Here is a 24,027-nt window from a genome sequence, read left to right on the forward strand (position 1 = left end):
CGGAACAAAGCCCTTGATCCGGTCCCACTGGTCGTCCCGAAGCGCGTCGCAGTTCATCACTGATCCCCAAAAATCAGCGTTGAATCTGATTTGCCGGCCCGTGGGAATCCCAATTCCTTAAATCGTCACTACGGCCTAGGTCGAACGGGAAAACATCTTTGCGCTCGCCGCCCGGTCCGTCCCGGGGGTGAGCGTGGTGGACATGAACGATGCGCTATGCGGCAAGGAGAGCTGCCCGGCGGTGGTCGGCAACATTGTCGTGCTGCGCGACAACCATCATCTGACGGCAACCTACGCGCTGGCGCTGGCGCCCTATCTGGCCAAGGCAGCGGGACTTTGAGCAACCATCCACTCGTAATCATGCGGCGCCCCGCAATGGACCCGACTGCGAAAGATAGCGCGAGACCGTTGGATTTAGAAAATCGTAAGGGTTTTCAAAAGGCTGCATAAACCCTGCTTTAACCCGCCTTTAAACCGCCGCATCTAGTCTTCAACCCGAACGCCATCGGCACCGGGGCAGCAAGCAAGAGCGCATGGCGAACCGCAGAGACAGTCGCATCGAACCGAGCTTCGAGGGATCGCCGCGCGCGAAATCCTCCGAAGGCTTTTCGGTCAGCGAGGAGGATCGTGTCGTGCCGGGCAGTCGTAAATCCGCTTCGAAGGGCAGGTCCGCCAAGGCGAAATCGCGCGGCCGTGGCCGCGACCGCAATCGGCGCGGGCTGCTCGGCATCGCCACGCGGCTTGTCTACTGGTGCTTCGTGCTCTGCATATGGGGCGGTATCGCGACGGCCGGCATCGTCGTCTATTACGGCGCCAAGATGCCGGCTGCGACGACGTGGTCGGTCCCGGACCGTGCGCCGAACATCAAGATCGTCTCGGTCGATGGCGCGCTGATCGCCAATCGCGGTGCGTCGGGCGGCGAGGCCGTCGGCCTGCACGAAATGTCGCCCTATATCCCCGAGGCCGTGGTCGCCATCGAGGACCGGCGCTTCTATTCGCATTTCGGCATCGACCCGATCGGCCTGTCGCGCGCCATGGTCGCCAATCTCATCGGCGGCCATTTCTCGCAGGGCGGCTCGACGCTGACGCAGCAGCTGGCCAAGAACCTGTTCCTGACACCCGACCGCACGCTGGAGCGCAAGGTCCAGGAAGTGCTGCTCGCGCTGTGGCTCGAGCACAAGCACAGCAAGGACCAGATCCTCGAAATGTACCTCAACCGGGTCTATTTCGGCTCGGGCGCCTATGGCGTCGAGGCGGCCTCGCGGCGTTATTTCGGCAAGAGCGCGCGCGACGTGACGCTTTCGGAAGCCGCGTTGCTGGCGGGCCTGCTGAAGGCGCCGTCCAAGCTGTCGCCGGCGCGCGACCCAAAGGCGGCCGAGGAGCGGGCGCAGCTCGTGCTCGCGGCCATGCGCGAGACCGGCAAGATCAGCGACAAGGAATACAAGACGGCGCTGAGCGCGCCGGCGACGCGCGCGCCGTCCTACTGGACCGGCTCGGAAAACTATGTCGCCGATACGGTGATGGACGAACTCCCGGACCTCATCGGCGACGTGCGCGGCGACATCGTCATCAACACCACGGTCGACCTCAACCTGCAGAAGCTTGCCGAACATTCGATCCGCCGGCTGATCGACGAGAGCGGCAAGAAGTTGAACGTCACGCAAGGCGCGCTGGTGTCGATCGACGATTCCGGCGCGGTGCGCGCGATGGTCGGCGGCTACGATTATTCGACCAGCCAGTTCGACCGCGCCTCGGAAGCGCGCCGGCAGCCGGGCTCGGCCTTCAAGCCCTTCGTCTATATGGCGGCGCTGGAGGCCGGCCGCACGCCTGACAGCATCCGCAACGACGCGCCGATCAAGATCGGCAAATGGACGCCGGACAATTACGGCGGCAAATATTACGGCAAGGTGACGCTGGCGACAGCTTTGGCCAAGTCGCTCAACTCGGTGGCGGCCCAGCTCACCATGGAAGTCGGCCCCGACGCTGTGGTGGAAGCCGCGCATCGCATGGGCATCCAGTCGGACCTGCAGGCCAACACCTCGATCGCGCTCGGTACCTCGGAGGTGACGCCGCTGGAACTGACCTCGGCCTATGTGCCTTTCGCCAATGGCGGCTACAAGCCGGACATCCACTTCATCCAACGCATCACCACCGCCAACGGCAAGGTGCTCTACGAGAATAGCGGCGGCAGCGCGCCGCGCGTCATCAAGGCCGATATCGTCGGCATGATGAACTCGATGATGACTGGCACCGTCGAGGTCGGCACCGCCAAGAAAGCGGCGTTCAACTGGCCTTCGGCCGGCAAAACCGGCACCAGCCAGAATTCGCGCGATGCCTGGTTCGTCGGCTACACCGCCAATCTCACCACGGGCGTGTGGTTCGGCAATGACGACGGCAGCCCGATGAAGAAGGTCACCGGCGGCGCCCTGCCGGCGCAGGCCTGGCACGAATTCATGGTGGCCGCGCATGAAGGCGTGCCGGTCAGGCCGCTGCCCGGCACCTGGAAGTCGACGCCGTCCGATACGATCGTGCCGGACGAGATCCCGTCGGCTGACGCCTCGCAGCCGCCAGCGCCGCCCGCGGCCGTCGGCCAGTCACAGCCGGTCGCTCCGGCGCCAGCGCCGGTACGTCAGGCGCGCCCGGCCCAGACCGTCGATGCGGACGGCTTCGACATGCCAAGCGACAGCGGATCGACCGCCTCGATCAAGCATCCGGTGCCGCCCGGCAATGTCGGCGGACCGACGAAGAAGCGGCAGACTTCGATTCTCGATATCCTGGGCGGCGGTTGAAGCGGCAACTCGCCCTCTCGTAATGACAGGCGCCTTCGGCTACATGTCCGGCCGGAGATCAAGCCATGGCCGAGACCGACAGCAGAAAAACCATCGTGCTCACCGGCGCCAGCCGCGGCATCGGCCATGCGACCGTGAAGCGCTTTTCGCGCGAGGGCTGGCGCGTCATCACCTGCTCGCGCCAGGCTTTCGCCGAGGATTGCCCGTGGCCGGCCGGCCCCGAGGACCACATCAAGGTCGACCTCGCCGACCAGGAGGATGTCGGCATCGCCGTCTCGGAAATCCGCCACCGGCTGGAGGCGCATGGCGGACAGTTGCACGCGCTGGTCAACAATGCCGGCATCTCGCCGAAGCTGAAAGACGGCAGGCGCATGGATTCGATCGAGACGCCGATGCATGTCTGGCGCGATGTGTTCCAGGTCAATTTCTTTGCGCCGATCATGCTGGCAAGGGGGCTGTTCAAGGAGCTCGCCGCCGCCAAGGGCTCGATCGTCAACGTCACCTCGATCGCAGGCACCCGCGTGCATCCTTTCGCCGGCACGGCCTATGCCACATCGAAAGCGGCGCTCGGCTCGCTGACGCGCGAGATGGCGCATGATTTCGGTCCGCACGGCATCCGCGTCAACGCGATCGCGCCGGGCGAGATCGACACCGCGATCCTTTCGCCCGGCACCGACAAGATCGTCGAGACGATTCCGCTGAGAAGGCTTGGCGCCACCTCGGAAGTCGCCGACATCATCTTCTTCCTGTGCTCCGGCCAGGCGTCCTACGTCACCGGCTCGGAAATCCACATCAATGGCGGCCAGCACGTGTGATTGGCTGACTTCAGGCCATGGTGAGAACGGCCTTGCCGCTGATACCGCGCTGCCGCAGCGCGTCCAGGGCCTGGCCGATGTCCGTCCATGGCACGGTCATCGCCACGCGGGTCTCCAGCCGGCCGGCCGCGACCAGATCGAGCAGCGCGGCGATGTCGGCGCCGATGGCCGAGCCGGACGTATAGTAGGCGAAAGTCTGGAGCCTTGTGCCCTCGTGGCCCGGAACGAACTGCCGGAATCCGATCGGCGTGAGCTCGCCGCTGCTCGAGCCGAACATGACGACGGTCCCGCCGGGCGCGACACGCTCGATCGCGTCGGCGAGGCTTTTGCCGCCGACCGACTCGGTGATCAATGAAAATAGTCCCCCGGCCAGTTCGATCGACTCGACGACCTGCCCGGCGCCCAGATCGCGAAGATCATCGTGGTGCCGGGCCGAAGCGACCGCCGTCACCGAAGCGCCTTGCTCGCGGGCGATCTGGATCTGGAAGCGGCCGACCGCGCCGCTCGCGCCGGTGATCAGGACCCGCTGGCCGGCGAGATCGCCACCATGGCGCAAAGTTCTCAGCGCCGTCGTGCCCGCCACCGGGAGCGTGGCTGCGTCGGCGAAGCTGACCACTTCCGGCAGGACGGCAAGGCGGTCGGTCGGAACGGCGACGTGTTCAGCCCAGCCGGCCTGGTCGATCAAAGCCGCGACGCGCGTGCCGGCAGCCGGGCCGGAGCCATCGGCCGCCGCGCGCTCAACGATGCCGACGATGTCTTGGCCAGGTATCCAGCCGTCGGGACGTATGCCGAGCAGGCGCAGCTCGCCACGGTTCAATGATGTTGCATGAACAGCCACCAATGCTTCATTCGTATTGCAGCTTGGCTCATCAACTTCGACGAGCTTCAGCCTGTTCGGACTGTCTGAAGAGATAGCGAGAGCAAGCATGGGGCCACCTTCAATGACGCTCGAACGCCGCGATCGATTGCGACGGAAACGGCTCGAAAACCTATCGACTTTCGCGGCTGTTGAATTTAGAGATAAAGCCAGATGATCGCTAAAAGACGTCAAGGATGAGACAACCGCTCCGCTGGCCCTGGCTGGATTTCGACGTCGACAACGTGGCCGCGCCGGCGATCGCCATTGGCGTCGATGTCACCGGGACCAAGGCCGAGGTGCCGGCGCATTGGCATCACAAAGGGCAGCTCGTCTTCGCGCTCGGCGGCGGCGTCACCTGCCGCGTTCCGAGCGGGCTTTGGATGGTGCCGCCGCATTGCGGGGTGTGGGTGCCGAGCCGCATGGAACACAGCAACATCGCGACGGTGAATGCGCGGATTTTCTTCGTCTATATCGAGCCGGGCGCCGCCGAGTTGCCGGACCGGTGCTGCACGCTATCGATCTCGCCGCTGCTGCGCGAATTGATCATCGAGCTATCGGAGTGCGCGCCGGACGAGCCGAGATGCGATTTCCTGGGAAAGGTCCTGCTTGCCGAGCTGCCGCTTATGCCGGTTCAGCAGTTGCACCTGCCGATCTCGGCCGAGCCGCGGTTGCGACGGATCGCCGAAGCGTTGGCGGACGACCCCGCCGATCGCAGCACGTTGGCGCAATGGGCAAACCGTGTTGCGCTCAGTGAAAGCAGCCTGGCGCGCCTCGTCCTGAAGGAGACCGGCTTGAGTTTCGGGCGCTGGCGCCAGCAGCTGCACCTGATCGTGGCGCTCAGGGAACTGTCCGCCGGCGCCAGCGTGCAGCAGGTGTCGGGCGATCTCGGCTACGAATCCGTCACCGCCTTCATCACCATGTTCAAGAAGGCACTGGGCAAGCCGCCGGCCAAATATCTCAGCGATATCGCGCAAAACGGCGGCTCCGCGTTCGTGGCGTGATGCCAATCAAGCGGGCTGCGGGTTGATCTCCATGGCAGGCCCGGCCCGATCGACGGTCTTGCCGGTCACCACCTCGACGATGCCGCGGGCGATCTCGCGTTCGCCCATGATGACGGTGTCGGCGCCGAGGCCTTTCAGATGCTCGACCTCGGCGTCGGAATGCGCGCGGGCAATGACGTTGATCGCCGGATTGGCCGCGCGGGCCCTGAGCACAACCTGCCCCGCCTCGAAGGCGTTGGGGATAGCGAGGATAAGCCGCCTGGCGCCTTCCGGGTTGGCGGCCGCGAAGACGTCCGCATTGGCGGCGTTGCCGGCAACGGTTTCGACGCCGTCGTCCCGCAGCTTCGCCAGCGTCTTGTCGGCATCCTCGATGACCAGGAAGGGCAGGGCGGCTTCCTTCAGAGCCGCGCCCACCAGGCTGCCGACGCGGCCGTAGCCAATCAGGATGGAATGGCCGGCAAGCGCCGTTTTCGGTGGCGGGCCGTCTTCCTGACCCGGGGCCGACACCGAAGCGACCTGGCCGGGCTCGGTCGCCGGGCCGATTGGTCGCTGCTCTGCGGCCGGCGCGGCATCCTTGCCGGCACGCTTTTCCAGCCAGGGTTTCATCCAGTCCACGATCAGGAACAACAGCGGATTGAGCAGGATCGACAGGATGGCGCCGGCCAGGATCAGGTCGCGGCCCTGCTCTGGCAACAGTTTCAGGCCGACGCCAAGCTCGGCCAGGATGAAGGAAAATTCGCCGATCTGGGCAAGGCTCGCCGAAATCATCAGCGCGGTGGCGATCGGGTAGCGGAAGACAATGACGATGACGAAAGCAGCGATCGACTTGCCGATGACGATGATGGCCAAGGTGGCGAGGATGGGCAGGCCGTTGCTGATCAGGCTGAACGGGTCGAACAGCATGCCGACCGAGACGAAGAACAGCACCGAGAAGGCATCGCGCAGCGGCAGCGATTCTTCCGCCGCGCGGTGGCTGAGCTCGGATTCGCTCATGATCATGCCGGCGAAGAAGGCGCCGAGCGCCAGCGAGACGCCGAACAGCTTCGCCGCGCCGAAGGCGACGCCGAGCGCGATGGCAAGCACGGCGAGGCGGAACAGTTCCCGGGAGCCGGTATGGGCGACATAATGCAGGATCCAGGGAATGACCCTGCGGCCGACCACCAGCATGACGACGACGAAGGCGGCGACCTTGGCGAGCGTGATGCCGACCACGCCCCATATGCCGTAGCTGGCGGGCAGCGAGAGCAGGCTCGCATGGTCATCGACCTGGGGCTGGCCGCCGAGCACGCCGGCGAGCGCCGGCAAAAGCACCAGCGCCAGCACCATGGCGAGATCCTCGACGATCAGCCAGCCGACGGCGATGCGGCCGCGCTCGGTCTCGATCAGCCGCCGCTCCTGAAGTGCGCGCAAAAGCACCACGGTCGAGGCGACCGAAAGCGCGAGGCCAAAGACCAGGCCGGCACCCAGCGACCAGCCGAGCAGCCAGGCAAGCCCAACGCCAAGCAGCGTCGCAAAGCCGATCTGCACGATGGCGCCCGGCACGGCGATGGCGCGGACGGACAGAAGGTCCTTCAGCGAAAAATGCAGGCCGACGCCGAACATCAAAAGAATGACGCCGATTTCCGCGAGCTCATTTGCAAGGCTGGCATCGGCCACGAAGCCGGGCGTGTTCGGGCCGACAAGGACGCCGGCGACAAGATAGCCGACAAGCGGCGGGATGCGGAACCGGTTGGCTAAAGCCCCGAAGACAAAAGCAAGCCCCAGACCGGCGACGATGGTGGCGATAAGGGGTGTGTCATGCGGCATTGTCTATGGAGCGCCTTTCAAAAACTGACGATGTCGGATGAGCGTCGTCCAAAGGGTCGACGCCTCCTGGCAATATGGCGGGGAGAGCGGCGATGATGCAACCATCGCCGCGCAGAATCGCAACGGCGCGCGCTGGAAAATCGGCGCCGCGCCGCCAAAGAGACGGCTCTTAGACCAATCAGGCTTCGAAGCTGCGTTCGTTCCGCCGCTTCATGCCGCCTGAAGCAGGTTCTCGATGTCGGAAATGGTGTGGTTGGTGAGCGTCTTCGGGATTTCCGCCTGTACCTTCTCACCGACCTCCTTGTGCAGTTTCTGGCGCATCTCGCCAAGCACCTGCGGCGGTGCGATCAGCACGACCGCGTCGAACTCGCCACGATGCGCGAGCTTGTAGAGCCGGTCGGCAATCTCGACGGCGAAGCGCTCCTTGCCGAGACGGTGCCAGTCGGTTTCTTCGACGGCGCTGCGCGGACCCTCGTTGCTCTGGCGGCCTGGCTTGTCGCTGCCTTGCTCGCGCGTGGCGGGGTTCTCCTGCTCCATCTCCTGCACCACTTCCAAATTCGGGAACTTGCTGTCGCCCTGGTTGCGCAGGAAGAGCGCCTTCTCGCCATCGGCCACGACGACCCATAATCCGTGCTTCAGCTTGATGCTCATCGCGTTCCTCCTTGCTTGCATGATTGCCGATCGATGGAGCTTCGGATCGACAAATGGATTGCTAAGCAAACGAGCCGCGAAGCATGATTGTTCCGATCTGGCGGTGGCCCTTCGATCACTCTCACCCGACGTGGCTGGCGCCAAAACAGCCAAGGTAGGCTTTAATCTACTAACTTAGTAGAATTTAGAAAAAACTGTTTTGCAGCTTTCCCCGTCCGGCGCTAAAAATTACGACGGATCAAGGCAGTTTCTTATGCCGCTCTGGCGGCTTCACTCCCAAAGTAGAATATTTTTCTCTTGCCTTTCGCGGTTGCGAAAAAGCGATTGCCTGCCGTTCGGCGGCGCGCGAGTGCTTGCCTTCTGATTTTTGGCGTGGCCGCGTAAAAGTGCCAAACTGTTCCACTATTGCTCATCGCCATGTCGCCAGCCAACGCCAAGCTCAATGCCTTTCCCGTCTTCATGCGGGTCGACGGCGAAGCCGTAGCCATTGTCGGCAATGGCGAGGAGGCGCTTGCCAAGGCGCGGCTACTTTCGCAATCGAGCGCGGTGCTGCGCGTCGTTGCCGACAATGCCAGCGACGGCCTGCTGGATTTCATCGCGTCGGCCGGCGCCGTCCACATCAACGCTGCCTATGAGGCCGTGCATCTCCAAGGTGCCGTCCTGGTGTTCGCGGCCAGCGGCGATGAAGCGGTCGACCGCCGCATAGCCGAGGACGCACGCCGGCTGGGCATCCCGGTCAACGCCGTGGACCGTCCCGATCTCTGCGATTTCTTCACCCCGGCCTTAGTCAACCGGGCGCCGGTGGCGATTGCCATCGGCACCGAAGGCGCCGGACCGGTCCTGGCGCAGATGCTGCGCGGGCGCATCGACCGCATGCTGTCGCCGTCGCTCGGCCGGCTGGCGGCGCTTGCCGCTTCTTTCCGCACTGCCGCCGAGACGCTGCCAAAGGGCCATCGCCGCCGCCGCTTCTGGAGCGATTTCTTCGCCGGCGCGCCGGCCAAGGCCATCGAAGCCGGCGAATTCGCTCAGGCGCATGGCGCGGCGCTCGAGCTTTTGGCCCAGGATGCTCCGGTTGAAGGACATATCGCGCTGGTCGGCGCCGGTCCGGGCGCGGAGGACCTTTTGACTTTGCGCGCGCATCGCCTGCTGATGGAAGCCGATGCCATCGTCTACGACGCGTTGGTGCCGGAGGCGATCGTGGCCATAGGCCGCCGCGACGCCGAGCGCCTGCCGGTCGGCAAGCGCAAGGGCTGCCATTCCAAGAGCCAGACTGAAATCAATGCGCTGCTCATCGAGCTTGGCCGCGCCGGCAAGCGCGCGGTGCGGCTGAAGTCCGGCGATCCGCTGGTGTTCGGACGCGCCGGCGAGGAAATGGCAGCACTTCGCGATGCCGGGATCGCCTATGAGGTGGTTCCGGGCGTCACCGCCGCTTTTGCCGCCGCCGCCGATTTCGAGCTGCCGCTGACGCTGCGCGGTGTTTCGTCGTCGATGGTCTTCACCACCGGGCACGATCTCAAGGGCAACTCGCTGCCCGACTGGGCCAAGCTCGCCATCTCGGGTGCGACCGTCGCCGTCTATATGGGCCGTTCGGTCGCGGCCGAAGTCGCCGGCCGGCTGATCGAAGCGGGGCTGTCGCCGGACACGGCGGTTGCCGTCGTCGAAAACGCCAGCCTCGGCGAGCGCCGCCGTTTCCACGGCACCCTTGCCGACCTGCCGTCGCTGGAGGAGCGCGCCGATCTCACCGGACCGGTGATGACGATCATCGGCGACGCCGTCGCCGGGGCCAATTTTGAACAATCCGAGCCGCTCGCGGCACATAAGCATGAGGGCGCGGCTTCAGCCGTCGCCCAAGGAGTTGAGCAATGAAGGTACTGACCGCGAACAGGCTCTCCGACGGCATCGCCGTCTGGTACGCCGATGGCGGCTGGGCGGAGACCGTCGGTCACGCCGATATCGCGCATGACAAGACGGCGGAGGATCGGCTCGAAGCGATCGGCGCCGCTGCCGCCGCCAACAACGAAGTCCTGGACGTCAACGTGATCGACGTCACGGTTGTCGATGGCTTGGTGGAGCCGGTGCGGTTGCGCGAGAAGATCCGCGCCGCCGGCCCGACCATCCATCCCGATCTCGGCAAGCAAGCGGCGCGGGCGGCTTAAATCCAAGGTAGGCAGCGGGCGGACGCGCCCTGAAAGACGAAGCATGTACCGTTACGACGAGTTCGACCACGATTTCGTTCAGGCCCGTGTCGCCGAGTTCAGCGACCAGGTGAAGCGCCGGCTTGCCGGCGAAATCAGCGAGGACCAGTTCCGGCCGCTCCGGCTGATGAACGGCGTCTATTTGCAGTTGCATGCCTATATGCTGCGCATTGCGGTGCCCTACGGCACGCTCAACAGCCGGCAATTGCGCATGCTCGGCCACATCGCGCGCAAGTACGACAAGGGCTACGGCCATTTCACCACGCGCCAGAACCTGCAGTTCCACTGGCCGGCGCTCGCCGACGTTCCGGCGATCCTGGCCGATCTCGCCAGCGTCGAGATGCATTGCATCCAGACCAGCGGCAATTGCATCCGCAACGTCACCGCCGACCATTTCGCGGGGGCGGCCGCGGACGAGGTCGCCGATCCGCGTCCCTACGCGGAAATCCTGCGGCAATGGTCCTCGGTCCATCCGGAATTTTCGTACCTGCCGCGCAAGTTCAAGATCGCGGTGACGGGCGCCGAGCGCGACCGGGCTGCCATCCAGGCGCATGACATCGGCCTGCACCTGAAGAAGAACGCGGCCGGCGAACTGGGTTTTGCCGTTTATGTCGGCGGCGGCCTGGGCCGCACGCCGATGATCGCCAAGAAGATCCGGGACTTTCTGCCGGAGGCCGAGTTGCTGTCCTACTGCACGGCGATCCTGCGCGTGTACAACCTCTACGGCCGCCGCGACAACAAGTACAAGGCGCGCATCAAGATCCTGGTGCACGAGACCGGCGTCGAGGAGATCATGCGGCAGATCGAGGCCGAATGGCAGGAGCTCAAGGACACCGATTTGAAGTTGCCGGAGGCCGACATCCAGGCGATCAACGCCTATTTCGCGCCGCCGGCGCTGTTGGCCCGGCCGGAAGGCGATGCCCTCGTCAAGCAAGCGCGGCTCGATTCCAAGAGCTTTTCGGAATGGCTCGACCAGAATGTCGTGACGCATCGCCATCCCGACTACGCGGCGGTGACGATTTCGCTCAAGGGCATCGGCGAGGTGCCCGGCGATGTCACCGACAGTCAGATGGAAGCAGTCGCAGACATCGCAGAGAAGCATGCGTTCGACGAATTGCGCGTCAGCCACGAGCAGAACCTGATCCTGCCGCATGTGGCGCGCGCCGATCTGAAGGCGGTCTATGACGCGCTGGTCGAGATCGGCCTGGCGACCGCCAATTCGAACCTGATCAGCGACATCATCTCGTGCCCGGGCCTCGACTATTGCGCGCTGGCCACGGCGCGTTCCATTCCCGTGGCTCAGGAAATCTCGCGCCGCTTCGCCTCGCTCGAGCGGCAGCGCGAGATCGGCGAATTGAAGCTGAAGATCTCCGGTTGCATCAACGCCTGCGGTCACCACCATGTCGGCCATATCGGTATCCTCGGCGTCGAGAAGAAAGGCTCCGAGCTCTACCAGGTGACGCTCGGCGGCTCGGCCGACGAGAACACTTCGGTCGGCGAGATCATCGGCCGTGGCTTCTCCTCGGAAGAGATCACCGATGCCATCGAGCAGATCGTCGATACCTATCTTGGCCTTCGGCTCAATCCCGCAGAACGTTTTATCGACGCCTACCGCCGTGTCGGTCCCGCGCCGTTCAAGGAGGCGCTCTATGCTGGCGAAACCAAGGCCGCTTGACAGGGTAGTCGGCGTCGAGGCCGGCGTTGCCGCGGAAGCGGCGGGGTTGGACGCGCTGCTCGGCCATCTGAAGCCGATCGAGATCATCGAGCGCTCGGCGCGCGAAGCCTTCCGCGGCGAGGTCGCCGCGGTGTCGTCCTTCGGCGCTGACTCCGCCGTGCTTCTGCACATGATCTCGGAGATCGACCGAACCTTGCCGGTGATCTTTCTCGATACCGGCAAGCATTTCGAGGAGACGCTCGGCTATCGCGACGCGCTGGTCGCCGATTTCGGCCTGACCGATGTCAGGGTCATCAAGCCGGAGGAGGCGGCGTTAGAACGTGTCGACCCGACCGGCAGGCTGCATGAGACCAACACCGACGCCTGCTGCAATGTGCGCAAGGTCGAGCCGCTGGCGCGCGGCGTCGAGCCGTTCCGCGCCTGGTTCACCGGGCGCAAGCGCTTCCAGGCTTCGACGCGCGCGGCACTGCCCGTCTTCGAGGCGGTCGGCTCGCGCATCCGCATCAACCCGCTGGCGCATTGGACGACCGCCGACCAGGCCGACTACATGCGCGCGCATGCGCTGCGCGAAAATCCGCTGGTCGCCTATGGCTACCTTTCGATCGGCTGCTTTCCCTGCACGCAGCCGGTGCAGCCGGGCGAGGATGCGCGCAGTGGCCGCTGGGCTGGCCACGCCAAGACCGAGTGCGGCATTCACCTCTCCGGTTTGGAAAAGTCGCTGACCGACGCCTCACTTTAGGCTATGCCGATAGTCAGGTGAGGCCGGCCTGCGAACGGCGGCTTCCTGCGCTTCCGGTGCTCACGTACTTGAAGTACGCTCCGCTCCGGGTCTCGGAAGCCACCATTCTCGGCTCGGCCTGACCTGACTCTCGACATACCTTGGATTTTTGAACTTAGGAATTTTGATGACTGGATCGACGACAGGGGGGACCCGCCTCTGGACCCCGGATGGTTTTCGCGAGGATGAGTGGACGCATGCCGAAAGCGCCGAGGCGCTGGCCGGCAATGGCCGCTTCATCCTGCCGCTGCAGGTCTTCCTGGGGCTGGACGAAGAGGTCCGCAAGTCGGCGCGCGAACGCCTTGGCGTGCTGCTGCAGCCTGGCGATGAGCTCGACAAGATAACCGGCCTGCTGGACCAGCTGTCGCTGGTGGCGCTCGCCTTCCCCGCCTTCAATGACGGCCGCTCTTTTTCCAAGGGCGAATTGCTGCGCGCCCGGCATGACTTCAAGGGCGCGGTGCGCGCCACTGGGCAAGTTCTGGTCGACCAGTTGCCGCACATGCTGCGGCTCGGCTTCGACGAGTTCGAGGTCTCCAATCCGGTGCTCTTGAAGCGCCTGGAGGAAGGCCGCACCGGTGGCCTGCCGGTCTATTACCAGCCGGCCGTGGAAGTGGAGCCCAGGGGTCCGAAATATTCGTGGCGGCGCAAGCGTCCCAGCTGACGCTGCGGCATCTTTGAAAGCCACGCCGGCGGGCATTCTCTCAGGTGAACGGACGGAAACATCCGCCGGCAGGAGAGGATGCGCTACGACTATGTCATCGCCGGCGGCGGCTCCGCCGGCTCGACGCTTGCCGCCAGGCTTTCCGAAGACCCGTCGAAGACGGTCTGCCTGCTCGCCGCTCTTCTGCTCAAGGGCGTGCGGTGACGCGCGCCATATTGGAGGCGCCGGCGCTGGCGAAGTATCGCGCCAGGGAGATCTACAGCGCCGGCGCTTCAAGCGATGCTGAATTGATGGCGCATATCAGGGCGCGCGCCGACACGATCTACCACCCCGCGGGGCACCTGCAAGATGGGCGTCGACGACATGGCCGTGGTCGACCCGCAGCTCAAGGTGCGCGGCTGGAGGGGTTGCGCGTGGTCGACGCTTCGGTGGTGCCGACCCTGATCGGCGGCAACACCAATGCGCCGACGATCATGATCGCCGAGAAGGCCGGGGACATGATCCGGGCGACCGCCTGACCCTTGGTTTCTTGGTCGGACCAACCTCTTCGATTTTCCCTGCACGGCGCCGTTCCTGTACGCCGGCCGGTGCAATCGAATTCATCTGGTCAGACCACTTGTACGATTTTGACTTCCCCTCCCATCGTCTTGCCCTTAGGATAGGGTCATTATTTCGTGCTGCGAAATAAATAGCCAGCTAAGGGAGGAAACGGCATGGCAGGCAAGAAGATATTGATGCTCGTTGGCGAGTTCAGCGAGGAATACGAGATTTTCGTCTTCGAACAGGCCATGCACGCGGTCGGCCACACCGTCCATGTCGTGTGCCCGGACAAGAAGGCCGGCGACGTGCTCAAGACCTCACTGCACGACTTCGAGGGCCACCAGACCTATACCGAAAAACTCGGCCACGACTATATCCTCAACAAGACCTTCGCCGAGGTGAACCCGGCCGACTACGACGCGGTCTACGCGGCGGGCGGGCGCGGGCCGGAATATATCCGCATCGACAAGCGCGTGCAGGCGCTGGTCAGGCATTTCCATGAGACCGGCAAGCCGATCTTCACCATCTGCCATGGCGCGCAGATCCTGATCGCGGTCGATGGCGTGGTGCGCGGCAAGGAAGTGGCGGCGCTGCATTATTGCGAGCCGGAAGTGACGCTTGCCGGCGGCATCTATATCGATGTCGCGCCGACCGGCGCGCATGTCGACGGCAATCTGGTCTCAGCCAAGGGCTGGCCGGGCCTTGCCGCCTTCATGCGGGAATGCCTGAAAGTGCTCGGCACCGAGATCCGCCATGGCGAAGCGCTGATGCGTGACGACCGGAAGGCGGCCTGAATCGTCAGTCGCGGCGCGCGGCTACCGACGCCGCCCGCCGCCTGCATTCTCAGCCTCTGCGCTGCTGAGGCGGTCAAGCAGGTCGCTCAGTTGCCGGGGCACTTCCTTTTCCAGGCGAAATGCGGGCAAGGTGCGCAGAAAGCGCTTGGTCGCTTCGCTGCCCGCCTGCCGCCTGATATCGTTGGCCAATTCGGCGCGCCTGTTGCCTTTGTTGCCGTTCATAGCCCCAAAATCCTGTGTTGGCTTCGAAACTCCTCCAGCCCGCTTATGGTTCCCGCAACGGCATTTGAGGGCAAGCAAAGCCGCGTGGTACGGTAAAATTTGAATTAATTTGGAATGGCAGCCCGACATCGGACGCCAGCGCTTACCCCTTGATTTTTCGCTTCCAAACCTCGATATCGGGCGCAAATCCAGACCAATCCGAATGACGGGAAACGCGATGAGCGACCAGGCAAAAGACGAACGCACGCCCGAAGACATGGAAGCCACCCAGGCTTCCGGCGAGCGTGCGGAAGGTGGCGTCGACGGCGACTACGAAGCGCTGGTGCGGCTGCTGAAGGAAAACGAGGAACTGAAGGACCGCGCGCTGCGCACGGCGGCCGAAATGGAGAATTTGCGGCGGCGCACCGCGCGCGACGTGCAGGACGCGCGCGCCTACGCCGTCGCCAATTTCGCGCGCGACATGCTGTCAGTGTCCGACAATCTGCGCCGCGCGCTGGATGCGATCCCCGCCGAGGCGAAGGCTGGCGGCGACGCCGGTTTCAAGGCGCTGATCGAGGGCGTCGACCTCACCGAGCGCGCCATGCTTTCGGCGCTGGAACGCCATGGCGTGAAGAAACTCGCGCCCGAAGGCGAGAAGTTCGATCCGAACTTCCACCAGGCGATATTCGAGGTGCCCAATCCGGAGGTTCCGGCCGGTACCGTCGTCCAGGTGGTGCAGCCGGGCTATTCGATCGGCGAGCGCGTGCTGCGGCCGGCGATGGTCGGTGTCGCGAAGGGCGGCCCGAAGACGGCCGCCGAGGCCAAGGTCGAGCCGGGTCCGGTGAACGAGCAGGCCGAGAAGGATGCTTGATAGTGAGTAGCGAATAGGGAGTGGTGAGCAGGGGCTGATATTTATCCGCGGCTTCGTGCTATTTCGCTACTATTCGCTACTCACTACTCGCTCAGCCATGAACCCCATCGCGTTGCTTGACTATGCCGGCGTCGCCGTCTTCGCGGCGACGGGCGCGCTTGCGGCGTCGCGCAAAGAGCTCGACATCATCGGCTTCCTGTTCCTGGCCAGCGTCACCGGCATCGGCGGCGGCACGCTGCGCGACGTCATCCTCAACCTGCCGGTGTTCTGGGTCGCCAATAGCGGCTATGTGCTGATCTGCGCCGTGGTCGCGGTGCTGGTCTTCTTCAGCGCCCACCGGTTCGAATCCCGCTACAAATTGCTGCTGTGGCTCGATGCCATCGGACTTGCCGCTTTTTCGGTGATGGGCGCGGCCAAGGGGCTGGCGATCACCGGCTCGCCCGTCGTGTCGGTCATCACGGGCGTGCTGACGGCGACCTTCGGCGGCATTTTGCGCGACCTGCTAGCCGGCGAGCCCTCGGTTCTGCTCAGGCCCGAGATCTATGTCACGGCCGCCCTTGCCGGCGCCACCATCTTCACCCTTGGCGATCTTGCCGGCCTGCCTGCGCTGGTGTCCAGCGTGCTCGGCTTCGCAGGCGCATTCATGGTGCGCGGCGGGGCGCTTAAATTCGGCTGGTCGTTTCCGGCCTATAAGAGCCGGCCGGGGCGAAGGCCGGAGGATATTCCCTGAGGGAGCAGGGGTTAGTGAGTAGGGGTTAGTGAGTAGTCAGTAGTCAGTAGTCAGTAGTGACAAAGCTCGAGTGATGGTGTCCACCACTACTCACTACTCACTACTCACTACTCACTACTCACTACTCACTAGAATCACGCCGCGAAGCGCTGGCCTTCGCCGCCATAGTAGTTGACGTAGCGGGCGCCGATCTCCTTGACCGGCATGACGACGAAGACGTCGACAGTCGAGAATTCGTGATCGATGACGCAGCCGTCGCCGATGCGGGCGCCGACGCGCAGATAGCCCTTGACCAGCGGCGGCATGGCGGCGATCGCCGCCTTGGTGTTCACCGCCTCGATCGGCATCAGGTCCATGGAGCAGTAGCGTCCCGGAACCGCGCGGACATCCCACGCGGAATCGGTGCGGCAATGATGGGCGAGATAGGTCAGCGCCTCGGCATGCGCCGCCGGCACGATGCCATGGAAGGAGGCGCAGCCCGTCATCACGCCGATGCCGTAATGGTTGATATAGGCCCAGATGCCTTGCCAGAGCGCCTCGATGGTGCGCTTTGAGCGGTATTCCGGCAGAACGCAGGAACGGCCGAGCTCGAGGAAGCGCTGGCCGGGATGCCGCGCGATCAGCTTGGTGAGCTCAAATTCGCCTTCGGAATAGAAGCCGCCGGCGGCCGTGGCGATCTCCTGCCGCAGCAAGCGGTAGGTGCCGACGATGCGGCGATGCTCAGGACCGGGAAGGGAGGTATCGGACACAAGAAGGTGATCGCAGAGCGGGTCGAAACGGTCGGCGTCGCGCCGGTCCTGCGCCTGGAACAGGTCTTTCCTGGCGCCAAGCTCGTCGTAGAATACCCGATAGCGCACTTCCTGGGCGGCGGCGATTTCGGCCTCGTTGCGGGCGAGCCGCACTTCGAGATTGCCGATGCGGCCCAGCGGAGCACCGCTTGCGACGGCGTCGGCGGTACGGGCGGCGAGCAGGGCGCCGCCGGCATTCGGCCGAGTGTCACATTCAGGCACGACTGTATGCACGAGTGATTCTCCTTCGAGCCATCCCTCTTGGCACGGGGATACGGTGTAGGTGCAACAGGATTGTGACAGTACCGTGATACGACGTGGCGGGCAATACTTTGTCGGCTGGGCAATACCCTCACCCGGCTATCTTGTGATCGCGAAAGCCAGGCAAGCCAAGGCGTTCAAGGGTTAAAAATTTCCTCAGGCGGCAACCTGGCCCTCGACTGCCTGGACAAGCGCGTCCGGGTCGAGCGGCTTGGTCACGAAACCGCTGGCGCCATGGGCGAGCACGGCATGCCGGGTCTTTTCCTGGCTGTCGGCCGAAAGCACCATGATCGGGATCGGCGGCATTGCCAGGGACTCTTCATGACGGCGGATGGCGGCGATCGCGTCCAGCCCGTCCATGACAGGCATATGCAGGTCCATCAGCACCACATCGAAGCGGAACTTGAGGCCGGCATCGGTAATGGCATCGACCGCGGCCTTGCCGTTGCCGACGATCTTGACGCGATGCCCGGCCTTCAACAGCGTGGCACGCGCGAGCATGGCGTTGATGTCATTGTCTTCCGCGATCAGCACCGACAGGCCCTGGTCGCGCTTGCGCACCGAGGGCGCCCCGCGCGGCTCCGGCCGCGGCTGGGCGAGCGTGGAGCCATGGCTGGTCAACAGCACCCGCAGCAGGGTCTCGCCGCGCACCGGCCTGGCGAGGAAGGTGGCGTAGCCGCTGGCGCGGAATTCGCCGAGCATGCCGCGATCCGTCGGCGCGATCAGGGTGACGGCCTCGCAGTCGGCGAAGCCCGAGTCGCGCAACCGCTTGAGCAGCCTGCCGTCGCTGTTTTCGAGCGCGGCGTCGATCAGGAGCACGTTGCAGCCGGCGGCGAAGGGGGCGGCCTGGCTTGGTGTCGCCGCGATCTCGACGATGCCGCCATGGGCCCTGATCGTGCGGGCGATGGCATCGGCCTCGATGGCGTTTTTCGACACGATCACCGCCCGCCGGTCGGCAAGGATGTTGTGGCGATGCGGCGGCGGCTCGGTCGCGGCGACTGCCGGAAGCTCGAGGACGAATTCGGACCCTTCGCCGAGCCGGCTCGAAACCGAGATCGCGCCGCCCATCGCCGTCGCCAGCCGCTTCGAGATGGCAAGACCGAGACCCGCGCCGCCATGCACCCTGGTCGAGGTGCCGTCGGACTGCTCGAATTCCTCGAAGATGCGCTCCATGTCCTCTTCGCGCAGGCCCGGGCCGCTGTCGGCGACGGTGAAGCAGATGCGGTCCGTGGTTTCGGTGCGAGCGCGCGCCACGGTGAGCAGCACGCCGCCCGCGTCGGTGAACTTCACCGCATTGCCGATGAGGTTGAGCAGCACCTGGCGCACGCGGCCGGGATCGGCGGTGATCATCTGCGGCACGTCGGGCTCGACATGGCAGCCGAGGCCGATGTTCTTGGCGAAGGCCTTCGCGGCCAGAAGCTCGATGATGTTGTCGGCGATCTCGCGCAGCGAGGTCGGCTGCGGCTCGGGCTCGAAGCGGCCTGCCTCGATCTTGGAATAGTCGAGCAGGTCCTCGATGAGCGCGAGCAGCGCGCTGGCCGAGGTGGAAACGGCGCCGACATAGGTGCGCTGCTCGGGCGAGAGGTCGGTATCGGCAAGCAGCTTCGCCATGCCCATGATGCCGTTCATCGGCGTGCGAATCTCATGGCTGACGGTGGCCAGGAAGCGCGATTTGGCCAGGCTGGCGTATTCGGCCTGTTCGCGCGCGGTGATCAGTGAGGATTCGGCGCGCTTGCGGGCTGTGATGTCGCGGGCGATCGCGCGGTGCGAGACAGCGCCCGTGTCCTTGTCGCGCACCGACAATTCGATCCAGGAGAACCAGCGCGGCCCGTTCGGGGTGCGGATCGCGACATCGGTGGAACTCAGGCATTCATGATCGGAGAAGGCGGCGTCGGGAACGATGCCGACATCGATGCCAAGCTCGGACAAGGTCTTGCCGGCAAGATCGCGCGCGTCGACCTCGACAAGCGAGGCGAAGACGCTGTTGGCGTAAACGATATGGCCGTCGCGATCACGGTGGACGACGAGGTCGCCAAGCGCGTCGATCAGGCCGCGGAAGCGTTCCTCGCTCTCCTGCATCTCCCACATGCGATCGGCGAGAGTCTCGATCTCGGCGCGGCTGCGGGCGGCGGTCTCATCGAGAAGCGCTGCGGTGCGCCGGTCGTCGCGACGGCTGCGCAGATGCATGGCAAGGCTGGCAAGCGCGGCGGCGGCAAGGCCGATTGTGACGATGAGCGGCGCGCCGGTAAGATGCGCCAGCCCCGCCATGACGGCGATGGCAACGATCGTCAGGAACGGCAAGCCTTCGTGGCTCGCCGCGGGCAATTCAGGAGCCAGCGGCGGCGCGACGAGCACCCGCCGCTTCGGCGCATTGGGTATGAGCCTGTCAGCGCCCGCGGCTTTGCTGTCCTGTCTGATGTCGGAGTCCGCGACCATGGGCAGACCATGCCAGACAGAAATTATGGAAGACTGGGACGGATCGTTCGAATTTTAGCGATTGCGCGGATTCTAACCACCGCATGCGCGGGCGAAACCGCCATTCCCAGCTACATATCGACGACGACGCGGCCCCTGATCTTGCCTTCGACGATGTCGCGCGCGGCGGCGACAATGCCGTCGAAACCGATCGTGCGCGACAATGTCGACAGCTTCTTCAAGTCGAGATCGGTGCCGATGCGGCGCCATGCCTCCAGGCGGACCGGCTTCGGCGCCATCACCGAATCGATGCCAAGCAGCGAGACGCCACGCAGGATGAAGGGCGCGACGCTTCCCGGCAGGTCCATGCCGCCGGCCAGACCGCAAGCGGCGATCGCGCCGCCATAGGAGGTCATCGACAGCGCATTGGCCAAGGTATGGCTGCCGACCGAGTCGACGCCGCCCGCCCAGCGCTCCTTGGCAAGCGGTTTCGCCGGCTGGCTGAGCTCCTCGCGCGAGATCACCTCGGCCGCGCCGAGGTCGATCAGATAGGGGCTCTCGGCGTTGCGGCCGGTCGAGGCGATGACATGGTAGCCGAGGCTCGACAGGATCGAGATCGCGACGGAGCCGACGCCGCCGGCGGCGCCCGTCACCACCACCGGGCCGCGGTCCGGCACGATGCCGTGCCGCTCCAGCGCCATGACGGAGAGCATTGCCGTGTAGCCCGCCGTGCCGACGGCCATCGCATCATGCGCGCTCATGCCCTCGGGCAGCGGCACCAGCCAGTCGCCCTTGACGCGCGCTCGGCCGGCATAGGCGCCGTGATGCGTCTCGCCGACGCCCCAGCCGTTGAGGATCACCTTGTCACCCTTGCGCCAGTCGGCATGCGAGGAGGAGATCACTGTGCCGGCGAGATCGATACCTGGAACCAGCGGCCAGCGGCGCACGACCGGCGCCTTGCCGGTGATGGCGAGCCCGTCCTTGTAGTTCACCGTCGTCGCCTCGACGGCGACGGTGACATCGCCTTCCATCAGGTCGGCCTCGGTGAGGTCGACGACATCGACGGACTGCTTCTTCTCCGCATCGCGCGAAACGAGGATGGCTTTGAAGGTATCCGACATTTTTTTCTCCTCGGTTCTGGCTGTTGAGAAGTCTGCGGTTTCAACCGCGTGAGGTCAATTGCCCGGATCCTGCGGCTTGGCCTCGCGGCCACAGCCGATCAGCTCGTCGAAGACGACAAGCGCGGCGCCGACCGAGATGAAGGCATCGGCGAGATTGAACACCGCGAAGGACCAGACGGGCGTATGGAACAGGATGTAGTCGATGACGTGGCCGTAGACGGCGCGGTCGATGAGATTGCCGAGCGCGCCGCCGATGATGAGCGCAAAGCCGATGCGGGCGACGACATGACCGGCAGGCGTGCGCGCGGCGAGGTAGAGCACGAAGGCGACGACCAGCACGGCGATGACCACCAGGCCGGTATCGCCGAAGGACTGGAACATCGAGAAGGCGATGCCGGTGTTGTAGGTGCGGAACAGCGCCAGGAACGGCAGGAGATCGACCTTGTCCTGAAAGGCGAGACCGTTCTCGACCAGTTGCTTGATCCACTGGTCGAGCGCAATGGCGATGACGACCAGCACGACGTAAGGGGACCAGGATTTCACGTAGCAGTCCTCATCGGCTGTCGTTGGCAGGCTCGAGCCTCAACGCGCCGCGCCGGATCTCGAACAACATCACGCCGGTGGCGACCGCCAGATTGAGCGAATCGGCCCGGCCTGCCTGGGGGATTCTGAGCAGCCGGTCGCAGCTTTCGGCGAGGCTGTCCGGCAGGCCCTGCTGCTCGCTGCCCATCAGCAGCAAGACCGGCCCCCTGGAGAAGTCGACGGAGCGATAGTCGACCGCCCCCTTGAGGTGCGTTCCGGCGACCAGGCCGGAAAAATCGCGCCGCCAGGCAAGGAAGGCCTGCTCGGTCGCCCTGGCGACCGGCACGGCGAAGATCGAGCCCATGGTGGCGCGCACCGTCTCCAGCGAGAACGGGTCGGTGGTGTCGCCGACCAGGATGACGCCCTTGGCGCCGACGGCGTCGACGGTGCGGATCACGGTGCCGAGATTGCCCGGGTCGCGCACCCGGTCGAGCGCCACCCAGACGTCGCCGTCCCTGGCGCGGATGTCCTTCAGCGGCACGGTCTGCTGCGCAAAGACACCGACCACCATTTGCGGGTTTTCACGACGGGTGATGGCCGCGAGCACCTTTTCCGAGACTTCGAGCACCGTGCCGCCGGCGGCAACGGTCCGCGCGGCGGTCTTTTCGACGGCCGCGTTGCCGCGTCCGGCCTTGGCGAAGACCAAGGTCCTGATCGACCAGCCGAGGTCCAGCGCGTCGATGACCAGCTTCAGGCCCTCGGCCATGAAGGCGTTCTGCTGGTCGCGGAATTTCTTGAGCGCCAGCGCCTTGATGTCCTTGACCAGGGGATTGGCAAGGCTAGTGACTTCCTTGACCTGCCCGACAGGGCGCGCGCCGTCATGTGCCGTCATTCAAGCCACCCAGCGCGAGAACAGCGAGGTCGACAGCACGCGGCCGGCCGATTTCTCGCGAATGATCAGTTCGCCGGATTCGATCGTGCCGCCCATGCCGGCGAAGGTATCGCGCATCAGCGCATGGATGGCGAAGAAGGAGGCGCGGATCGAATAGGCGGTGAGAACGACGGCGAGCGGCTTCGGCGTCAGGATTGAGCGGCAGAGGTCGGTGAGGCCCGGCAGGTCCTCGAACAATTGCCAGACCTCGCCCTTGGGGCCGCGGCCATAGGCCGGCGGATCGAACAGCACGATGTCGTAGCGGCTGCCGCGGCGCTCCTCGCGCTCCGCGAACTTCACCGCGTCCTCGACGATCCAGCGGATCGGCTTGTCGGCAAAGCCGGCCATTTCCTGGTTCTCGCGCGCCCAGCCGATCGCCTTCTTCGAGGCATCGACATGGGTGACTTCGGCGCCGGCGCGGGCCGCCACCAGCGAGGCAAGACCGGTATAGCCGAACAGGTTCAGCACCTTGACCGGACGCTTCGCCGCAGCGATCAGCCCCGCCATATGGTCCCAATGCGAAGCCTGTTCCGGAAAGACGCCGACGTGACGAAACGAGGTGAAACGGCCGAGATAGTCGATGCCGTCATGCTTCATCGGCCAGGTTTCGCCAAGCGGCGCCTTAGGAAAGCGCCAGCGGCCGATGCCTTCCTCATCGGTGTCGCCGGTAAAGATGGCGTCGGCGCGCTGCCACTCCTTCGCCGGAAGGGCCCGCTGCCAGATCGCCTGGCCTTCGGGACGCACGATGCGGTAGGGGCCGTATTGCTCGAGCTTCTCGCCGGCGCCGCTGTCCAGCAGCGCGTAATCGGCGTTGGGCGCGACTTCGAGGATCAATGGCAGGCGCTCGGCGGGCAGCACGCCCTCGCGGCGCGCGAGCACGCGCGGCGCCGGTTTGGCGTCCTGCCGGTCCGCCGGTCTCGTTTCACGTCGCTCGGCGGGTGCGGCCTGCTGCCGTCCGGCCGGGGACGCATCACGCGGGCGGGGCTGTTCCGCCCTTGCGGGATGCGCGCGGCCATCGCGGCGTTTGTCGCGAAAAGATTTCAAGAAAGATCATCTCCGGCGGTTCGGCCCGCTTCTGCCACAGCTCAGCCCACCGGCGCAACAAAGCGCGGCTCATTCAATGGTGGGGTCATCAGCCTTGCCGGAGACCGAGCAGGCCGAAACAAAGCGAAATGAAGCCAAGCGCCTTCGCCACGGTCACCGCCATGTGGCCGGTTTCCCAACGGAGCCGGACGGCCTCGAAATCGTCTGGGATCGGTCCGGGCGCCCAGGTCGCAAGACTGTCGTTGGCGGGTTTGACGAGGCCGAACCAGAGCGCCAGCGAGGCCGCATAAAGCAATGCGGCGGCGAGCACGAATCGGAAGGCAAGCGGGTCTCGACGCAGCATCCAGGCAAGCAGCGCCGGACAAAGGATCGCCACGACGTCCAACGGCGCTCCGATCACGGCAAAGAGCTGGAACTGCGCGTTGAAAACCGTCGCCTCACGCCAGAGCGCCGGCGACCATCTGGTCAACCTTGGCAGCGATTCCAGCACATGGGCAAAGGAGGGCCCAAGGCTGAGCGCCGCGACGAAAGCAGTCAGCACCGACCAGAACAGCAGGAATCCGCGCATCTCCATTGCGG

Annotated in this window: 25 protein-coding genes and 1 pseudogene; 15 read left to right on the forward strand and 11 right to left on the reverse strand. The window is 65.0% G+C overall.

Features of this window, described 5'->3' with window-relative positions; genetic code table 11:
- Positions 1 to 154: 154 nt before the first annotated feature.
- From FJ424_RS33710 to FJ424_RS26220, 3 genes are all read left to right on the forward strand, one after another.
- Positions 155 to 340: an SGNH hydrolase domain-containing protein gene (locus FJ424_RS33710; RefSeq protein WP_281405451.1), complete on the forward strand. Its 186-nt coding sequence runs from the start codon at positions 155 to 157 to the stop codon at positions 338 to 340.
- 193 nt (positions 341 to 533) lie between these two features.
- Complete coding sequence (locus tag FJ424_RS26215; protein ID WP_140658015.1) at positions 534 to 2,789, forward strand: transglycosylase domain-containing protein; 2,256 nt, start codon at positions 534 to 536, stop codon at positions 2,787 to 2,789.
- A gap of 65 nt (positions 2,790 to 2,854) precedes the next feature.
- Positions 2,855 to 3,604: an SDR family oxidoreductase gene (locus tag FJ424_RS26220; protein WP_140644591.1), complete on the forward strand. Its 750-nt coding sequence runs from the start codon at positions 2,855 to 2,857 to the stop codon at positions 3,602 to 3,604.
- Positions 3,605 to 3,614: 10 nt separating this feature from the next.
- Here FJ424_RS26220 and FJ424_RS26225 read toward each other — a convergent pair whose 3' ends face one another.
- Positions 3,615 to 4,532, reverse strand: coding sequence for a zinc-binding dehydrogenase (locus FJ424_RS26225; RefSeq protein ID WP_140658017.1), 918 nt, complete (start codon positions 4,530 to 4,532; stop codon positions 3,615 to 3,617).
- A gap of 125 nt (positions 4,533 to 4,657) precedes the next feature.
- On the opposite strand from FJ424_RS26225, the gene FJ424_RS26230 reads away from it, so the two are divergent.
- The gene (locus tag FJ424_RS26230; protein ID WP_140658019.1) at positions 4,658 to 5,464 is read left to right on the forward strand and encodes a helix-turn-helix transcriptional regulator; all 807 of its coding nucleotides are present in this window, start codon (positions 4,658 to 4,660) and stop codon (positions 5,462 to 5,464) included.
- A gap of 6 nt (positions 5,465 to 5,470) precedes the next feature.
- Here the strand turns inward: FJ424_RS26230 and ybaL are convergent, their stop codons facing one another.
- Positions 5,471 to 7,270, reverse strand: a complete 1,800-nt coding sequence (gene ybaL / locus FJ424_RS26235; RefSeq protein WP_181182143.1) for a YbaL family putative K(+) efflux transporter — start codon at positions 7,268 to 7,270, stop codon at positions 5,471 to 5,473.
- A gap of 37 nt (positions 7,271 to 7,307) precedes the next feature.
- Between ybaL and FJ424_RS26240 the strand changes: the two genes are divergently transcribed.
- A complete protein-coding gene (locus FJ424_RS26240; protein WP_140658021.1) occupies positions 7,308 to 7,493 on the forward strand; it encodes a hypothetical protein in 186 nt (61 codons plus the stop codon).
- Here the strand turns inward: FJ424_RS26240 and FJ424_RS26245 are convergent.
- A complete protein-coding gene (locus FJ424_RS26245) occupies positions 7,481 to 7,921 on the reverse strand; it encodes a host attachment family protein (protein WP_140644587.1) in 441 nt (146 codons plus the stop codon). The genes FJ424_RS26240 and FJ424_RS26245 overlap by 13 nt on opposite strands.
- Positions 7,922 to 8,338: 417 nt before the next feature.
- Here FJ424_RS26245 and cysG point away from each other — a divergent pair, with 417 nt between their 5' ends.
- From cysG to FJ424_RS26285, 8 genes and pseudogenes are all read left to right on the forward strand, one after another.
- Positions 8,339 to 9,787 (forward strand): siroheme synthase CysG, encoded by a 1,449-nt coding sequence (gene cysG, locus FJ424_RS26250; protein WP_140658023.1) that lies wholly within the window; start codon positions 8,339 to 8,341, stop codon positions 9,785 to 9,787.
- Positions 9,784 to 10,077 carry a DUF2849 domain-containing protein gene (locus tag FJ424_RS26255; RefSeq protein WP_140644585.1) on the forward strand — a complete coding sequence of 98 codons (294 nt, stop codon included), beginning with the start codon at positions 9,784 to 9,786 and terminating at the stop codon, positions 10,075 to 10,077. The genes cysG and FJ424_RS26255 overlap by 4 nt, the downstream gene beginning before the upstream one ends.
- Positions 10,078 to 10,120: 43 nt before the next feature.
- Positions 10,121 to 11,791, forward strand: a complete 1,671-nt coding sequence (locus tag FJ424_RS26260; RefSeq protein ID WP_140658025.1) for a nitrite/sulfite reductase — start codon at positions 10,121 to 10,123, stop codon at positions 11,789 to 11,791.
- Positions 11,766 to 12,530, forward strand: coding sequence for a phosphoadenylyl-sulfate reductase (locus FJ424_RS26265; RefSeq protein ID WP_140658027.1), 765 nt, complete (start codon positions 11,766 to 11,768; stop codon positions 12,528 to 12,530). Before FJ424_RS26260 ends, FJ424_RS26265 begins: the two co-directional genes overlap by 26 nt.
- 166 nt (positions 12,531 to 12,696) lie before the next feature.
- Positions 12,697 to 13,230, forward strand: a complete 534-nt coding sequence (locus FJ424_RS26270) for a DUF934 domain-containing protein (RefSeq protein WP_140658029.1) — start codon at positions 12,697 to 12,699, stop codon at positions 13,228 to 13,230.
- A gap of 78 nt (positions 13,231 to 13,308) precedes the next feature.
- Positions 13,309 to 13,434: a GMC family oxidoreductase N-terminal domain-containing protein gene (locus FJ424_RS26275; RefSeq protein WP_140658031.1), complete on the forward strand. Its 126-nt coding sequence runs from the start codon at positions 13,309 to 13,311 to the stop codon at positions 13,432 to 13,434.
- Positions 13,434 to 13,748, forward strand: a pseudogene (locus FJ424_RS26280) (GMC oxidoreductase); the annotation flags it as partial. The gene FJ424_RS26275 and the pseudogene FJ424_RS26280, both read left to right, overlap by 1 nt.
- 195 nt (positions 13,749 to 13,943) lie before the next feature.
- Entirely contained in the window at positions 13,944 to 14,564 is a 621-nt protein-coding gene (locus tag FJ424_RS26285; RefSeq protein ID WP_140644581.1) for a DJ-1/PfpI family protein, read from the forward strand.
- 21 nt (positions 14,565 to 14,585) lie between these two features.
- Here FJ424_RS26285 and FJ424_RS26290 read toward each other — a convergent pair whose 3' ends face one another.
- Entirely contained in the window at positions 14,586 to 14,786 is a 201-nt protein-coding gene (locus tag FJ424_RS26290) for a hypothetical protein (RefSeq protein ID WP_140658033.1), read from the reverse strand.
- Between the two features lie 217 nt (positions 14,787 to 15,003).
- Between FJ424_RS26290 and grpE the strand changes: the two genes are divergently transcribed.
- Both grpE and FJ424_RS26300 read left to right on the forward strand, forming a co-directional pair.
- Positions 15,004 to 15,636: a nucleotide exchange factor GrpE gene (gene grpE / locus FJ424_RS26295; RefSeq protein ID WP_140644579.1), complete on the forward strand. Its 633-nt coding sequence runs from the start codon at positions 15,004 to 15,006 to the stop codon at positions 15,634 to 15,636.
- Between the two features lie 97 nt (positions 15,637 to 15,733).
- Complete coding sequence (locus tag FJ424_RS26300; protein WP_140644578.1) at positions 15,734 to 16,366, forward strand: trimeric intracellular cation channel family protein; 633 nt, start codon at positions 15,734 to 15,736, stop codon at positions 16,364 to 16,366.
- A 134-nt stretch (positions 16,367 to 16,500) separates the two neighbouring features.
- Here the strand turns inward: FJ424_RS26300 and FJ424_RS26305 are convergent, their stop codons facing one another.
- The 7 genes from FJ424_RS26305 to FJ424_RS26335 form a co-directional block, all read right to left on the reverse strand.
- Entirely contained in the window at positions 16,501 to 17,388 is an 888-nt protein-coding gene (locus tag FJ424_RS26305) for a GNAT family N-acetyltransferase (protein WP_140644577.1), read from the reverse strand.
- 183 nt (positions 17,389 to 17,571) lie between these two features.
- Positions 17,572 to 19,851 carry a PAS domain-containing hybrid sensor histidine kinase/response regulator gene (locus tag FJ424_RS26310; RefSeq protein WP_140658035.1) on the reverse strand — a complete coding sequence of 760 codons (2,280 nt, stop codon included), beginning with the start codon at positions 19,849 to 19,851 and terminating at the stop codon, positions 17,572 to 17,574.
- Between the two features lie 110 nt (positions 19,852 to 19,961).
- Entirely contained in the window at positions 19,962 to 20,951 is a 990-nt protein-coding gene (locus tag FJ424_RS26315; RefSeq protein ID WP_140658037.1) for an MDR family oxidoreductase, read from the reverse strand.
- A gap of 54 nt (positions 20,952 to 21,005) precedes the next feature.
- Positions 21,006 to 21,494 (reverse strand): signal peptidase II, encoded by a 489-nt coding sequence (lspA, locus tag FJ424_RS26320; protein WP_140658039.1) that lies wholly within the window; start codon positions 21,492 to 21,494, stop codon positions 21,006 to 21,008.
- 10 nt (positions 21,495 to 21,504) lie between these two features.
- The gene (locus FJ424_RS26325) at positions 21,505 to 22,365 is read right to left on the reverse strand and encodes an RNA methyltransferase (RefSeq protein WP_140658041.1); all 861 of its coding nucleotides are present in this window, start codon (positions 22,363 to 22,365) and stop codon (positions 21,505 to 21,507) included.
- Complete coding sequence (locus tag FJ424_RS26330; RefSeq protein WP_140658043.1) at positions 22,366 to 23,448, reverse strand: class I SAM-dependent rRNA methyltransferase; 1,083 nt, start codon at positions 23,446 to 23,448, stop codon at positions 22,366 to 22,368.
- An 88-nt stretch (positions 23,449 to 23,536) separates the two neighbouring features.
- A complete protein-coding gene (locus FJ424_RS26335) occupies positions 23,537 to 24,022 on the reverse strand; it encodes a DUF1772 domain-containing protein (protein WP_140658045.1) in 486 nt (161 codons plus the stop codon).
- Positions 24,023 to 24,027 lie beyond the last annotated feature (5 nt).

Source organism: Mesorhizobium sp. B3-1-8, from assembly GCF_006439495.1.
Classification (GTDB): domain Bacteria; phylum Pseudomonadota; class Alphaproteobacteria; order Rhizobiales; family Rhizobiaceae; genus Mesorhizobium.